The organism is Streptomyces sp. NPDC044003, from assembly GCF_056435185.1.
The window spans coordinates 279,191-292,589 of sequence record NZ_JBWKFA010000003.1; the positions used below are offsets into that span (position 1 = coordinate 279,191).

The following is a 13,399-nucleotide window of genomic DNA, read 5'->3' on the forward strand; positions in this document are numbered from 1 at the left end:
CGGGTCCACGGGGGTGAGCGCGGGGACCCGCCCCGTGGCGCGCGGGGTGGGCCGGGCCCCGGGCCTGGCGGGGTTCAGGGCGACGCGGCGGGCGCCGTCCCGTGGGTGCGGGTCCACGGGGGTGAGCGCGGGGACCCGCCCCGTGGCGCGCGGGGTGGGCCGGGCCCCGGGCCTGGCGGGGTTCAGGGCGACGCGGCGGGCGCTGTCCCGTGGCCGCGCGGGTCCGAAGCGCACGGGCGGAGACCCCCGCGCCGCCCCCGTGGTGGCCCTTTCCCGCTCACCGGGAACTGGCGCTCCCCGGCGCCAACCGCCCGGGCCTAGCCTCCCCGGACAGCCCCAACCGCCCGCAGGAGGGACCCGCCATGCTCACGGACCGCCAGAGACACGAGGCGGCCGAGCTGCTCCGCTCCGCCGAACAGCACGTCTCGCCGATCGCCCCGCTGACCGAGGCGTTCCCGGGCATCGGCACCGAGGACGCGTACGAGATCCAGCTCGTCAACATCCGCCACCGCCTCGCGGCCGGCGCGGAGGTGCGCGGTCACAAGGTCGGCCTTTCCTCCCCGGTCATGCAGCGGATGATGGGCGTCGACGAACCGGACTACGGCCATCTGCTCCACGACATGGAGCTCCGGCCGGAGACCCCCGTTCCCGCCGCCCGTTACTGTCAGCCGCGCGTCGAGGTCGAGGTCGGTTTCGTCCTCGGCGACGACCTGCCGGGCGAGACCTGCACCCCGGTGGACGTCCTCGCCGCCACCGAACGTGTCGTGCCCGCCTTGGAGCTGATCGACAGCAGGATCCGCGACTGGCGGATCACCATCGCCGACACCATCGCGGACAACGCCTCCTCCGCCGGATACGTCATCGGCGAGGGCCGCGACCCCCGCGAACTCGATCTGAAGGCGATCGACGCCCGGCTGACCAGCGGTGGCGAGCTCCTCGCCGAGGGCCGCAGCGACGCCGTGCTGGGTGACCCGACCCTCTCCGTCGCCTGGCTCGCCCGGACCGTCGCCCGCTTCGGCGTGCCCCTGAAGAAGGGGCACGTCGTCCTGCCCGGTTCCTGCACCCGGGCCGTCGACGTGACGGCCGGGGCGACCTTCACCGCCGAGTTCACCGGCCTTGGCTCCGTCTCCCTCTCGTTCATCTGAGGTGATCATGACCATCAAGACAAAGGCGACCGCCGCCATCGTCGGATCCGGCAACATCGGCACCGACCTGCTCTACAAGCTCCAGCGCTCCGCGTACGTCGAACCCCGCTGGATGATCGGCGTCGACCCCGACAGCGAGGGCCTCGCCCGCGCCGCCCGCGCCGGCCTGGAGGCCAGCCACGAAGGCGTCGACTGGCTGCTCGCCCAGGACGAGAAGCCCGACATCGTCTTCGAGGCCACCAGCGCCTACGTCCACCGGGCAAACGCCCCGCGCTACGCGGAGCTCGGCATCAAGGCCGTCGACCTGACACCGGCGGCCGTCGGCCCCGCCGTCGTACCGCCCGCCAATCTCCGCGAGCACCTCGACCGGCCCAACGTCAACATGATCACCTGCGGCGGACAGGCCACCATCCCCATGGTGTACGCGGTCTCCCGCGTCGTCCCCGTCTCGTACGCGGAGATCGTCGCCTCGGTGGCCTCCGTCTCGGCCGGCCCCGGAACCCGCGCGAACATCGACGAGTTCACCCGCACCACCTCGCGCGGCATCGAGACCATCGGCGGCGCCGAACGCGGCAAGGCCATCATCATCCTCAACCCGGCCGAGCCCCCCGTCATCATGCGCGACACCGTCTTCTGCGCCGTCCCCGAGGACGCCGACCGGGCCGCCATCACCCTCTCCGTCAAGGAGATCGCCGAGCAGGTCGCCTCGTACGTCCCCGGCTACCGCCTGCGCGCCGAACCGCAGTTCGACGACCCCAGCCCGGAGAACGGCGGGATGGCCCGCGTCGCGATCTTCCTGGAGGTGGAGGGCGCCGGCGACTACCTGCCGCCCTACGCCGGAAACCTCGACATCATGACCGCCGCCGCCACCAAGGTCGGCGAGGAGTTCGCCAAGGCGATCCTCGCCCCCGGCGCGTAAGGAGCACCCCCATGCCCTACTCGGACACCCTCGACATCCGCGTCACCGACTCCTCGCTGCGCGACGGTTCGCACGCCAAGCGCCACCAGTTCACCGCCGAGGACGTACGGTCGATCGTCGCCGCCCTCGACGACGCCGGCGTCCCCGTGATCGAGGTGACGCACGGCGACGGACTCGGCGGATCCTCGTTCAACTACGGGTTCTCCAAGACCCCCGAACAGGAGCTGATCAAGGCCGCGGTGGAGACCGCGCAGAAGGCCAGGATCGCCTTCCTCATGCTCCCCGGACTCGGCGTCAAGGACGACATCCGGGCCGCCCACGGCAACGGCGCGAGCATCTGCCGCATCGCCACCCACTGCACCGAGGCCGACATCGCCGACCAGCACTTCGGACTCGCCCGCGAGATGGGCCTGGAGACCGTCGGCTTCCTGATGATGGCCCACTCCACGACCCCCGAGAACCTGGCACGCCAGGGCCGCATCATGGCCGACGCCGGCTGCCAGTGCGTGTACGTGGTCGACTCCGCCGGCGCCATGGTCATGGACGACGTCACCGCCCGCGTCGAGGCCCTGGTCTCCGAGCTCGGCGGCGACGCCCAGGTCGGCTTCCACGGCCACGAGAACCTGGCCCTCGGCACCGGCAACTCCATCGCCGCCGTCAAGGCAGGAGCCCTCCAGATCGACGGCTCCACACGCCGGCTCGGCGCCGGCGCGGGCAACACCGCCGTCGAGGCCCTCGTCGCCGTCTGCGCCAAGATGGGCATCCGTACCGGCATCGACGTACTGAAGATCATCGACGCGGCCGAGGACGTGGTCCGCCCCGTCATGGACGAAGAATGCCGACTCGACCGGCTCGCCCTGCTGATGGGCCACGCCGGCGTCTACTCCAGCTTCCTCAAGCACGCCTACCGGCAGGCCGAGCGCTACGGCGTCTCCGGCGCCGAGATCCTCCTGCGCGCGGGCGAGCGCCGCCTCGTCGGCGGCCAGGAGGACCAGCTCATCGACATCGCCGTCGAACTCGCCGCACAGAACTGAACCGAACAGAGACAGAAAGAGGGACGAGATGACTGCTCTCCACGACGAGGTCCGGGTCATCGAGACGGGCAGGCCGCCGACGCGCTTCGCCCGGGGCTGGCACTGCCTCGGCCTCGCCGAGACCTTCAAGGACGGAAAGCCGCACGAGATCGAGGCCTTCGGCACCAAGCTGGTGGTCTTCCAGGGCGAGGACGACGGGCAGCTGCACGTCCTGAACGCCTACTGCCCGCACATGGGCGGCAACCTCGCCCAGGGCACCGTCAAGGGCGACGCCGCCGCCTGCCCCTTCCACGACTGGCGCTGGTCGGGCAACGGCCGCTGCGCCGGCATCCCGTACGCCCGCCGCGTCCCGCCGCGCGCCAGGACCCGCGCCTGGCTCTCCCTGGAGCGCAACAGGCAGCTCTTCGTCTGGAACGACCCCGAGGGCAACCCGCCGCCCCCCGAGGTGACCGTCCCCGAGATCGCGGGCATCCACGGCCCCGACGCCGACCAGTGGAGCGACTGGACCTGGAAGACCCTCCGGGTCGAGGGCGCCAACTGCCGCGAGATCGTCGACAACGTCGTGGACATGGCGCACTTCTACTACGTCCACTACGCGTTCCCCGAGTACTTCAAGAACGTCTTCGACGGCCACGTCGCCACCCAGTACATGGAGAGCAGCCCCCGCGGGGACATGGAACTGGGCACCCTCAGCTCCGGCCGCCTGCGCTCCGACGCCTCCTACTTCGGCCCCTCCTACATGATCGACCACCTCTACAGCGACGTCGGCGGCGGCGCGGAGATGGAGATCGTCCTGATCAACTGCCACTACCCGATCGACGAGAACAGCTTCCTGCTCCAGTACGGGGCGATAGTGAAGCGGCTCCCCGGGATGACCGACGAACAGGCCGCCGAGGCCGCGCGGCTGACCGCCGAGGGAGCCACCGTCGGCTTCGAGCAGGACGTGGAGATCTGGCAGAACAAGACCCGGATCGACAACCCCCTGCTCACCGAGGAGGACGGTCCCGTCTACCAACTGCGCCGCTGGTACGAGCAGTTCTACGTGGACGTCGCCGACGTCAAGGACGAGATGACCCGCCGCTTCGAGTTCGAGATCGACACCCAGCGCGCCAACGCGGCCTGGCGCGCCGAGGTCGAGGAGAACCTGGCGCGCCGCGCGGCGGAGACCGGAACCGGAGCCTGACATGCGAGCGGTGGAGTGCGCGGCCTGCGGCAACCAGGTCCTGTGCGAGAAGTTCAGCGTCGCCCACACCTCCGTGCAGTGGACGGCCGACGCGGCCGTCGCCTGCGCGGAGTTCCGCGACCGGGTCGGCCCCGGCGGGACCACCGCCCGGATGCGGACCTGCCGGTCCCTGCGGGCGAGCATCGCCCGCGCGGTCGAGAACGGAACCCTGACGGTGAGCACTCTGGAGCCGGGCGGCCCGGAGTCCGGTACGGCAGGCACCGTAACCCCGGAGGCCGTCGATGTCTGAGCCCAGAACCGGGGCCCGTACCCACCGGCTGCGCGTCGTCGAGGTCATCGCCGAGACGGCCGACGCGCACTCCCTGGTGCTCCAGGCACCACCGGAGAGCGCCGACCGCTTCACGTACCGCCCCGGGCAGTTCCTCACCCTGAAACTGCCCGGCGCGGACGGGAGGCCGGCCGGCCGCTGCTACTCCCTCGCCAGCTCTCCCCACACCGGCGAGCCCCTGAAGATCACCGTCAAACGGGTCGCCGGCGGGTACGGCTCCAACTGGGTCTGCGACCGGCTCGCGGCGGGCGACGAGCTGGAGGTGCTGCCCCCGGCCGGCACCTTCACCCCGGACTCCCTCGACGGCGACCTGCTGCTCGTCGCCGGGGGCAGCGGCATCACCCCCGTCCTGTCGATCGCCAAGTCGGCCCTGGCCGAGGGCCGGGGCCGGGTGGTGCTGCTGTACGCCAACCGCGACGAGTCCTCCGTCGTCTTCCGCGACGAACTGCGCGCGCTGACCCAGGACCACCCGCACCGGCTGCTCGTGGTCCACTGGCTGGAGTCCCTCCAGGGCCTGCCCTCCGTGGACCGGCTTGCGGCCGCGCTCGCGCCGTACGCCGGCCGCGAGGCCTTCGTCTGCGGCCCGCAGCCGCTCATGGACGCCGTCGAGCAGGCCCTGCGCACGCTCGGCGCGCCCGGCGACCGCATCCACCGGGAGCGGTTCTTCTCCCTCGGCGCGGACGTCTTCGACGTCCCGGCGGTGCCGAGCGGCACGGCGGCCGAGGGGGGCGGCACGGCCGAGGTCGAGCTCGACGGCGAGAGCCACACCGTCGCCTGGCCGGCGGTGGCACCCCTGCTCGACGTCCTCCTGGCCGCGGGCGTGGACGCCCCGTACTCCTGCCGGGAGGGCGCCTGCAGCGCCTGCACCTGCCGTGTCGTGGCGGGCGAGGTCAAGATGCTCCGCAACGACGTCCTGGACGACCAGGACATCGCCGAGGGGTACGTCCTGGCCTGCCAGGCCCTGCCCCTCACCGACCGGGTCGAGATCACCTACTCCTGAGGAGGAGACCGCCATGTCCCGAACCTGTCTGGTCACCGGAGCGGCCTCCGGCATCGGCGCGGCCACCGCGGCCCTCCTGCGGGAGCGGGGTCACACCGTCATCGGCGCCGACCTCACCGACGGCGAGATCCGCGCCGACCTGGCCACGGCCGAAGGCCGGGCCGAACTCGTCGCCCGGGCCCGCGAGCTGACCGGCGGCCGTCTCGACGCCGTCGTCTCCTGCGCGGGCGTCGCCCACTTCGACCCGCTCACGATCAGGGTCAACCACTTCGGTGCCGTGGCCACGCTCGACGGTCTGCGACCGCTGCTCGTGGCCGGCACCGATCCGCGGGCCGTGGTCGTCGGATCCATCGACTCCGTCCACCCGACCGACCCCGCGATCGTGGACGCCGCGCTCGCCGGGGACGAGGCGGCCGCGGTGGCCGCCTCACGGGCCGCCGTCGACCGCGGCGAGGGGCACCTCGTCTACTCCTCGTCGAAGGCGGCGGTCTCCCGCTGGGTCCGCCGCGCCGCCCCCACCGACGGGTGGGCCGGCGCGGGCGTCACGCTCAACGCCGTGGCCCCGGGCGTGGTCGTCACGCCCCTGACCCGGCCGCTGCTCGACGACCCGGAGATGCGGGGGCTCGTCGAGCGGAGCGTGCCGATGCCCCTGCACGGCCATGCCCGTCCCGAGCAGGTCGCCCCGCTGATCGCATGGCTGGCCTCGCCCGAGAACACCCTCGTGACCGGGCAGGTGGTCTTCGCCGACGGCGGCGCCGACGCGGTCCTGCGCGGCGACGGCGTCTGGTAGTCACGTAGTCACGCGAAGCCCGCCGTCCCCGGAGCCCGTACGGACTCCGGGGACGGCGTCGTCACATCCACTCGCTGAAGCGCAGCCAGGCCATCATGTTGTCCATCGAGGGCTGCGGAAGCCCCTCGGCGGACTCCGCACCGGCCGGCCGATCCCGCTTCTCCGACTGCCGCCCCGGCCCGAACATCGACTGCCACACCGACCGCGCGCAGGCGCGCACGGCCGGCGAGAGCCGTTCCATCTCCCGGTGGACGCCGTGGCCGCTCACCGAGATTGCGGCGACGGCCCGGCCCGCACCGCGCAGCGGAGCGGCCACGCAGAACACGCCGCGGTACCCCTCCTCGTGGTCGAAGGCCACACCGCGCTCCCGCGTCATCGCCAGCTCGCGGCGGAAGGACTCGGGGCGGGTGAGCGTGCGCGGGGTACGCGGCCGCAGCCCGTCCCGTATCACCTGCTCCACCGGCCCGCTGTCGCTGAAGGCCAGGATCGCCTTCCCCGAGGCCGTGCAGTACGCCGGCTGCCGTCCGCCCATGCGTGAGGGCACCACGGAGTCGTCCGAGCCGCCGATCCGCTCCAGATAGACCACCTCGGAGCCGTCGAGCACGGTGAGGTGCACCAGATGGCCGGTGGACTCGTGCAGCGCGTGCAGATGGGGGAGCGCCGCCCGGCGGAGCCGGTTGTGGTGCGAGGCCATCGCCCCGAGCTCCAGCATGCCCATGCCCAGCCGGTAGTCGCGGCCCTCGCGCTCCAGCCAGCGCAGCTGCACCAGCTGATCGAGGATGCGGTGCGCAGAGGAGCGGCGGATGCCCGAACGCTGCACGACCTCGGTGAGGGTCAGCCGAGGCCCGGCGCTCTCGAAGGCGCTCAGCACCTTCGCCGCCTTCTCCAGCAGGGACAGAGGCGGCATCCCGGCCTCGACAGCCTCGACAGCACTGGTCGTCATCGCCACCTCCCACACGGACAGCACAGCCGATCGACCCCTGGCCGGGTCCGTAATCTCCGGTATTGCGTGGAGATTGCCAGAGGATGACGGTGCTGTGAAGAGGGAGTTCCGTCTCGGAACAGTAACGCGTAGGTTCCCTGTCGTCACGGCACGACGAGACCGAATGCAAGAGGTGCGCCCATGCGCGAAGACGACGTCCTCGCGGCGGTCCGCGCCCTCGCCCCCGCCCTGCGCGAGCGCGCCGCCGAGGCCGAGGAGCTGCGCCGGGTGCCCGACGCCTCCGTGGAGGACCTTGAGGCAGCCGGCTTCTTCCGGCTGCTGCGGCCCGGGGCGTACGGCGGGCTCGCCGCCGACCCGGCCGTCTTCTACGCCGCCGTGCACGAGATCGCCAAGGCGTGCGGCTCGACCGGCTGGGCGGCGGCGGTCCTCGGCGTCCACCCCTGGTACGTGGCCCAGTTCGACCCACGCGCCCAGGAGGAGGTGTGGGGCGCGGACGGAGCCACCCGGATCTGCTCCTCCCACGCCCCCACAGGGGAGGTCACCCCCGTCGACGGCGGCTTCCGGCTCTCCGGCCGCTGGCACTTCTCCGCCGGCTGCGACCACGCCCGCTGGGCACTGCTCGGCGGCGTCGTCGCCGACGACGAGGGCCGGCCGGTCGACATGCTGACCTTCCTCGTCCCCCGGTCCGACTACCGCGTCGACGACGTGTGGGACACGATCGGCCTGCGCGGCAGCGGCAGCAACGACGTCGTCGTCGAGGACGCCTTCGTCCCCGCCCACCGGACGCTCGGCTACGGCCCGGTGACCACGCTGAGCTGCCCCGGGCAGGAGATCCACCCGGAGCCGCTGTACCGGCTGCCGTACGCCGCCGTCTTCACCACCGCCATCTCCACCGCGATGGTCGGCATCGCCGAGGGCGCCCATGAGGACCAGGTCGCCGCGGCCCGGGAGCGCCTGAAGGCCCCGCAGGGCCGACGGGCCACCGAGGACCCCTTCGCGCAGGTACGCATCGCCCGCGCCGCCGGCGAGATCGACGCCGCCCGGCTCCAGCTCCACCGCAACATGGCCGAGCTGTACGCGCTCGCGCGCGGCGGCACCCCGATCCCCAGGGAACTGCGCGCCCGCACCCGCCGCGACCAGGCGCTCGCCACCGAACGCGCCATCACCGCCGTGGACCTGCTCATGGAGAACGCCGGCCGCGGCCCGCTGCGTGTGGGCGACGACGTCCTCCAGCGGGCCTGGCGCGACCTGCACACCGGCCGGGGCCAGGCCGCCAACGACATCGAGCGCGCCCTGGTCCTCTACGCCCAGGACGCCCTCGGCATGGACGTCCACGACCCCATGCTCTGACCCCGCGGAAGCTTCCCCGGCGGGGGTTCCCGCTCAGTGGGAGCAGCGCATTTCGCTGCCGTACACCACGCCGTACGGTCCTGGCATTCCCCCACCACGACCCGAAAGGGGATGCCCCATGGCCGATGACGTCCTGGCAGCGATCCGTGACCTCGCCCCCGCCCTGCGCGACCGCGCGGCCGAGGCCGAGACGCTGCGCCGCGTGCCCGACACCTCCGTCAAGGAACTGGAGGACACCGGCTTCTTCCAGCTGCTGCAGCCCAAGGCCTTCGGCGGGCGCGCGGCCGACCCGGTGGTCTTCTACTCGGCGGTCAAGGAGATCGCCAAGGCGTGCGGCTCGACCGGCTGGGTCGCCTCCGTGGTCGGCGTCCACCCCTGGCACGTCGCCCTGTTCGACCCCCGCGCCCAGCAGGAGGTGTGGGGCCAGGACCCCAAGACCCGGATCGCCTCCTCGTACGCCCCCACCGGCAAGGCCACCGCCGTCGACGGCGGCTTCCGGCTCTCCGGCCGGTGGCACTTCTCCTCCGGCTGCGACCACGCCCGCTGGGCGCTCCTCGGCTGCCTCGTCACGGACCGCGAGGGCAACCCGGTCGACATGCGGACCTTCCTGATCCCCCGGTCCGAGTACCGCGTCGACGACGTCTGGGACACCGTCGGACTGCGCGGCACCGGCAGCAACGACGTCGTCGTCGAGGACGTCTTCGTCCCCGACCACCGCGCCCTGAGCTTCGGCCCCGTCACCGCCCTGAGCGTGCCCGGCCACGAGGTCAACCCCGAGCCGCTGTACCGGCTGCCGTACGCCGGGGTGTTCACCACCACCATCTCCACCCCGATCGTCGGCATCGCCGAGGGCGCCTTCGAGTCGTACGCCGAGGCCACCCGGCAGCGGTTCCGCGTCTCGTACGGGCAGAAGGTCGCCGAGGACCCCTTCGCGCAGGTACGCATCGCCCGCGCCGCCAGCGACATCGACGCCAGCTGGCTGCAACTGACCCGCAACATGGGCGAGATGTACGCCCTCGCCGAGCGCGGCGAGGAGATCCCGATGGAGCTGCGCACCCGCACCCGCCGCGACCAGGTCCTCGCCACCGAACGCTCCGTCGCGGCCGTCGACCTGCTGATGGAGAACTCCGGCGGCAGCGCCATGCGCACCGGCCCCGGGCTCGTCCAGCGCGCCTGGCGCGACGCCCACACCGGCCGCGGCCACGCCGCCAACGACCCCGAGCGGGCCCTGGTCATGTACGGGCAGAGCGCGCTCGGCATCGACATCCAAGACACCATGGCCTGAGAGGCGTTGACGATGGCAGAGCTCACCCACGACTCGACCTCCCGCACCGTCAAGGCGGCCGGGCTCACCCTCCACTACCACGAGGCAGCCCCCGCCGGCCGGGCGGCCACGGAGACATCGGCGGCCGGCGCCGCGGGCCCCGTCGTGATCATGCTTCACGGCGGCGGGCCCGGCGCCTCCGCCTGGAGCAACTTCGGCCGCAACCTCCCCGTGTTCGCCGAGCACTTCCGCACGCTCCTCGTCGACCAGCCCTGCTTCGGCCGCTCGGACAAGCCCGAGCTCGACAAGGACTACTTCAGCTTCAGCGCCGACGCCGTCGCCGCGCTCATGGACGAACTGGGCATCGAGCGGGCGCACTTCATCGGCAACTCCCTCGGCGGAGGCACCGCCGTCCGGATGGCCCTCAACCACCCGGACAAGGTCGGCAAGCTCCTCCTGATGGGCCCCGGCGGGGTCTCCGTCAACCTCTTCGCGCCCGACCCGACCGAGGGCATCAAGCGGCTCTTCGAGTTCAACACCGCGCCCGAGCCGAACAAGGAGCAACTGCGCGCCTTCCTCGGGGTCATGGCGTACGACCGGTCGATCGTCACCGACGAGCTCGTCGAGGAACGCTGGGCCTCGGCCACCGACCCCGACACCCGGCTCGGCAACGCCCGGATGGGCGCCTCCTTCGCCAACCCGGCCTGGGCCGAGGACACGATGCTCTGGCGCGAGGCCCACCGGATCACCCAGCCGGTGCTGCTCACCTGGGGCCGCGAGGACCGCGTCAACCCCCTCGACGGCGCCCTCGTCGCCCTCAAGACCATCCCCGACGCCCGCCTGCACGTCTTCCCGCGCTGCGGCCACTGGGCGCAGACCGAGCAGGCCGACGAGTTCAACCGCCTCGCCGTCGACTTCTTCTCCCACTGAACCCGCTGAACCCGCTGAACCCGCTGAACCCGCTGAACCCGCTGAACCCACTGAGCCCGCTGAACCCACTGACCTTCCGAACCTTCCACCGAAGAGGTGCACACCATGGACATCCGTGCTCTCGGCTACCTCCGCCTGGAGACCACCACCCTGGACGAGTGGCGCCGCTACGCGCTCGACGTCCTCGGCATGGTGGAGGCATCCGGCACCACCGAGGACACCCTCTGCCTCCGCCTGGACGACCGCGCCTACCGCCTCGTCATCCAGGCCGGCGAGAGCGACCGGCTCCTCGCGGCCGGCTGGGAGGTGGCGAACGCCGCCGCCCTCGCCCGCGTCGCCGAGGACCTGGAGGAGGCCGGCGTCGCCGTCAAGGCCGCCGACCCCGCCGAACTCGCCGAGCGCCGCGTCCAGGGCCTGATCCACGTCACGGACCCCGGCGGCAACCCGCTGGAGATCTACTGGGGCCAGGCCCAGGACCACAGCGCCCTCGGCACCCCGTACGGCAACCGCTTCGTCACCGGAGACCTGGGCCTCGGCCACGTCGTCCTCCCGGTGCCGGACATCGAGGCCGCGCTCGACTTCTACGAGAACCTGCTCGGCTTCCAGCTGCGCGACTCGATGAAGCTGCCCCCGCAGGCCGTCCCGACCGCCACCGAGCAGCGGGACTTCCACTGGATGCACTTCCTCAGCCCGAACCGCCGCCACCACAGCCTCGGCCTCTACCCCGGCGCCCTGCCCCCCGGCATCGTGCACTTCATGGTGGAGCTGGAGACCCTCGACGACGTGGGCCGGGGTCTCGACCGCATGCACGCCGCCGGCATCCCCATCGCGTCCAGCCTCGGCCGCCACACCAACGACCGCATGGTGTCCTTCTACGCCCAGGCCCCCGGCGGCTTCCAGGTCGAGTACGGCTGGGACGGCCTCGTCGTCGACCCCGCCACGTGGGTCGCGAAGGAGATCACCGCCGACAGCTTCTGGGGCCACCAGTGGAACGGCTGATCCCGCCCTCCGAGTTCCGGGACGTCCTCGGCCGCTTCGCGAGCGGCATCACGGTCGTGGCGACCCTCGACGCCGACACCATGGAACCGGTCGGATTCGCCTGCCAGTCCTTCGCCTCGCTCTCCCTCGACCCTCCGCTGGTCATGCTGGCCGTCGGCAAGAACTCCACCAGCTGGCCGAGGATCGAGCGGTCGGGCCGCTTCTGCGTCAACATCCTCGCCGAGGACCAGCAGGCCACCTGCGCCGCCCTCGGCCGCAGCGGCCCCGACAAGTTCGCCGCGGTGCCCTGGAGCAGCGGCGAGCACGGCACCGTACGCATCGACGGAGCCCTCGCCCATGTGGAGTGCGCACTTGACGCCGTGTACGAGGCGGGGGACCACCACCTCGTCACCGCACAGGTGGTGGCGCTCGACGCCGGCGAGGACGGCCGGCCGCTGCTCTTCTTCCGCAGCCGCTACGCCGTGGGCGCGTTCTGATGCCCCTCGACGTCGAGAAGGCGCTCTCCGCGCCGCCGGTGCGCACCGAGGTCACCTGGGACGAGCGTGACGTGCGGCTCTACCACCTGGCGCTCGGCGCGGGCGTCCCCGAGACCGACCCGCGCGAACTGCGCTACGCGTACGAAGGACACGAGCGGGGCCTCCAGGTCCTGCCCACCTTCGGCGTCGTCGCGGGCGGCACCGGCGGCGTCGGCTTCCAGGTCTTCGACCTGCCGGGCGTCGACATCGACCTGGCGAAGGTGCTGCACGGCGGCCAGGAGATCACCGTGCACCGCCCGCTGCCCGTCGCCGCCCGGGCGACCGCCGTCACCCGGGCCGCGGCCGTGCACGACAAGGGCAGGGCCGCCGTCATCGTCCAGGAGTCCACCCTCCTCGGCGAGGACGGCGAGCCGCTGATCACCCAGCGGAACCAGATCTTCGTCCACGGGGAGGGCGGCTTCGGCGGCGACCGCGGACCCTCCGAGCGCCTTCCCGCGCCCGACCGCGCACCCGATCTGGTGGCCGAGATCCCGACGCTCCGTCAGCAGGCCCTGCTCTACCGGCTCACCGGGGACTGGAACCCGCTGCACGCCGACCCCGCCACCGCCCGACGCGCAGGCCACGACCGGCCCATCCTGCACGGGCTCTGCTCCTTCGGGATGGCGGTCAAGGCGGTCACCGACCGGCTGCTCGGCGGGGACGCCGGCGCGGTCGCCGCCTGCCGCACCCGCTTCGCCGGGGTCTTCTTCCCCGGCGAGACCCTGCGGCTGCGCGTCTGGGACACCCCCGACGGCTACCGGCTCACGGCCACCGCCGCGGACCGCGGGGACGCGCCGGTCCTCACCGACGCGCGAATCACCGCCCGCTGAACCGAGGCGCGGATCACCGTCGCTGAAACCGACGCGCGAATCACCGCCCGCTGAACCGAGGCGCGGATCACCGCGCGACGACCCGGCGGTCGGGGCGGAGGACGGCCCGCCCCGGCCGCCGACCCACCCAGGGCCTGTCGGACAGGCCCTGTCACGACCAGGGAGAACC

14 protein-coding genes and 1 pseudogene are annotated in these 13,399 nt (G+C 72.6%); 13 read left to right on the top strand and 2 right to left on the bottom strand.

Translation table 11 applies throughout. From position 1 onward, the window contains the following. A pseudogene (locus AC07AW_RS13345) lies at positions 1-234 on the bottom strand (hypothetical protein); the annotation flags it as partial. Positions 235-362: 128 nt separating this feature from the next. Between AC07AW_RS13345 and AC07AW_RS13350 the strand changes: the two are divergent. From AC07AW_RS13350 to AC07AW_RS13380, 7 genes are read left to right on the top strand one after another with little or no spacing between them, the layout of a single operon-like run. Continuing rightward, positions 363-1,145, top strand: coding sequence for a 2-keto-4-pentenoate hydratase (locus tag AC07AW_RS13350; protein WP_478815570.1), 783 nt, complete (start codon positions 363-365; stop codon positions 1,143-1,145). Between the two features lie 7 nt (positions 1,146-1,152). Next, positions 1,153-2,064 (top strand): acetaldehyde dehydrogenase (acetylating), encoded by a 912-nt coding sequence (locus tag AC07AW_RS13355; protein WP_478815571.1) that lies wholly within the window; start codon positions 1,153-1,155, stop codon positions 2,062-2,064. 11 nt (positions 2,065-2,075) lie between these two features. Next, positions 2,076-3,098 carry a 4-hydroxy-2-oxovalerate aldolase gene (gene dmpG / locus AC07AW_RS13360; RefSeq protein ID WP_478815572.1) on the top strand — a complete coding sequence of 341 codons (1,023 nt, stop codon included), beginning with the start codon at positions 2,076-2,078 and terminating at the stop codon, positions 3,096-3,098. Positions 3,099-3,126: 28 nt separating this feature from the next. Further along, entirely contained in the window at positions 3,127-4,281 is a 1,155-nt protein-coding gene (locus AC07AW_RS13365; protein ID WP_478815573.1) for a 3-ketosteroid-9-alpha-monooxygenase, oxygenase component, read from the top strand. A gap of 1 nt (position 4,282) precedes the next feature. After that, on the top strand, positions 4,283-4,570 hold the full coding sequence (locus AC07AW_RS13370) for a ferredoxin (protein ID WP_478815574.1): 288 nt from the start codon (positions 4,283-4,285) through the stop codon (positions 4,568-4,570). Further along, positions 4,563-5,609, top strand: a complete 1,047-nt coding sequence (locus tag AC07AW_RS13375) for a 2Fe-2S iron-sulfur cluster-binding protein (protein WP_478815575.1) — start codon at positions 4,563-4,565, stop codon at positions 5,607-5,609. The genes AC07AW_RS13370 and AC07AW_RS13375 overlap by 8 nt, the downstream gene beginning before the upstream one ends. Positions 5,610-5,622: 13 nt before the next feature. Continuing rightward, positions 5,623-6,399, top strand: a complete 777-nt coding sequence (locus AC07AW_RS13380; protein WP_478815576.1) for an SDR family oxidoreductase — start codon at positions 5,623-5,625, stop codon at positions 6,397-6,399. Between the two features lie 61 nt (positions 6,400-6,460). Here the strand turns inward: AC07AW_RS13380 and AC07AW_RS13385 are convergent, their stop codons facing one another. Next, positions 6,461-7,342 carry an IclR family transcriptional regulator gene (locus tag AC07AW_RS13385; RefSeq protein ID WP_478815577.1) on the bottom strand — a complete coding sequence of 294 codons (882 nt, stop codon included), beginning with the start codon at positions 7,340-7,342 and terminating at the stop codon, positions 6,461-6,463. Between the two features lie 180 nt (positions 7,343-7,522). On the opposite strand from AC07AW_RS13385, the gene hsaA (AC07AW_RS13390) reads away from it, so the two are divergent. From hsaA (AC07AW_RS13390) to AC07AW_RS13415, 6 genes are all read left to right on the top strand, one after another. Beyond that, a complete protein-coding gene (gene hsaA, locus AC07AW_RS13390) occupies positions 7,523-8,692 on the top strand; it encodes a 3-hydroxy-9,10-secoandrosta-1,3,5(10)-triene-9,17-dione monooxygenase oxygenase subunit (protein WP_478815578.1) in 1,170 nt (389 codons plus the stop codon). A 118-nt stretch (positions 8,693-8,810) separates the two neighbouring features. Beyond that, positions 8,811-9,977, top strand: coding sequence for a 3-hydroxy-9,10-secoandrosta-1,3,5(10)-triene-9,17-dione monooxygenase oxygenase subunit (gene hsaA, locus AC07AW_RS13395; protein ID WP_478815579.1), 1,167 nt, complete (start codon positions 8,811-8,813; stop codon positions 9,975-9,977). 12 nt (positions 9,978-9,989) lie between these two features. Next, a complete protein-coding gene (hsaD, locus tag AC07AW_RS13400) occupies positions 9,990-10,886 on the top strand; it encodes a 4,5:9,10-diseco-3-hydroxy-5,9,17-trioxoandrosta-1(10),2-diene-4-oate hydrolase (RefSeq protein WP_478815580.1) in 897 nt (298 codons plus the stop codon). Between the two features lie 105 nt (positions 10,887-10,991). After that, positions 10,992-11,885 (top strand): VOC family protein, encoded by an 894-nt coding sequence (locus AC07AW_RS13405; protein WP_478815581.1) that lies wholly within the window; start codon positions 10,992-10,994, stop codon positions 11,883-11,885. Further along, a complete protein-coding gene (locus tag AC07AW_RS13410) occupies positions 11,873-12,361 on the top strand; it encodes a flavin reductase family protein (RefSeq protein WP_478815582.1) in 489 nt (162 codons plus the stop codon). The genes AC07AW_RS13405 and AC07AW_RS13410 overlap by 13 nt, the downstream gene beginning before the upstream one ends. Next, entirely contained in the window at positions 12,361-13,230 is an 870-nt protein-coding gene (locus AC07AW_RS13415) for a MaoC/PaaZ C-terminal domain-containing protein (RefSeq protein ID WP_478815583.1), read from the top strand. The genes AC07AW_RS13410 and AC07AW_RS13415 overlap by 1 nt, the downstream gene beginning before the upstream one ends. Positions 13,231-13,399 lie beyond the last annotated feature (169 nt).

What these genes read in the sequence shown, in the direction of transcription:
- AC07AW_RS13350 (WP_478815570.1), top strand. Translation starts at nt 363, where the DNA reads ATGCTCACGGACCGCCAGAGACACGAGGCGGCCGAGCTGCTCCGCTCC.
- AC07AW_RS13355 (WP_478815571.1), top strand. Translation starts at nt 1,153, where the DNA reads ATGACCATCAAGACAAAGGCGACCGCCGCCATCGTCGGATCCGGCAAC.
- dmpG (WP_478815572.1), top strand. Translation starts at nt 2,076, where the DNA reads ATGCCCTACTCGGACACCCTCGACATCCGCGTCACCGACTCCTCGCTG.
- AC07AW_RS13365 (WP_478815573.1), top strand. Translation starts at nt 3,127, where the DNA reads ATGACTGCTCTCCACGACGAGGTCCGGGTCATCGAGACGGGCAGGCCG.
- AC07AW_RS13370 (WP_478815574.1), top strand. Translation starts at nt 4,283, where the DNA reads ATGCGAGCGGTGGAGTGCGCGGCCTGCGGCAACCAGGTCCTGTGCGAG.
- AC07AW_RS13375 (WP_478815575.1), top strand. Translation starts at nt 4,563, where the DNA reads ATGTCTGAGCCCAGAACCGGGGCCCGTACCCACCGGCTGCGCGTCGTC.
- AC07AW_RS13380 (WP_478815576.1), top strand. Translation starts at nt 5,623, where the DNA reads ATGTCCCGAACCTGTCTGGTCACCGGAGCGGCCTCCGGCATCGGCGCG.
- AC07AW_RS13385 (WP_478815577.1), bottom strand. Translation starts at nt 7,342, where the DNA reads ATGACGACCAGTGCTGTCGAGGCTGTCGAGGCCGGGATGCCGCCTCTG.
- hsaA (WP_478815578.1), top strand. Translation starts at nt 7,523, where the DNA reads ATGCGCGAAGACGACGTCCTCGCGGCGGTCCGCGCCCTCGCCCCCGCC.
- hsaA (WP_478815579.1), top strand. Translation starts at nt 8,811, where the DNA reads ATGGCCGATGACGTCCTGGCAGCGATCCGTGACCTCGCCCCCGCCCTG.
- hsaD (WP_478815580.1), top strand. Translation starts at nt 9,990, where the DNA reads ATGGCAGAGCTCACCCACGACTCGACCTCCCGCACCGTCAAGGCGGCC.
- AC07AW_RS13405 (WP_478815581.1), top strand. Translation starts at nt 10,992, where the DNA reads ATGGACATCCGTGCTCTCGGCTACCTCCGCCTGGAGACCACCACCCTG.
- AC07AW_RS13415 (WP_478815583.1), top strand. Translation starts at nt 12,361, where the DNA reads ATGCCCCTCGACGTCGAGAAGGCGCTCTCCGCGCCGCCGGTGCGCACC.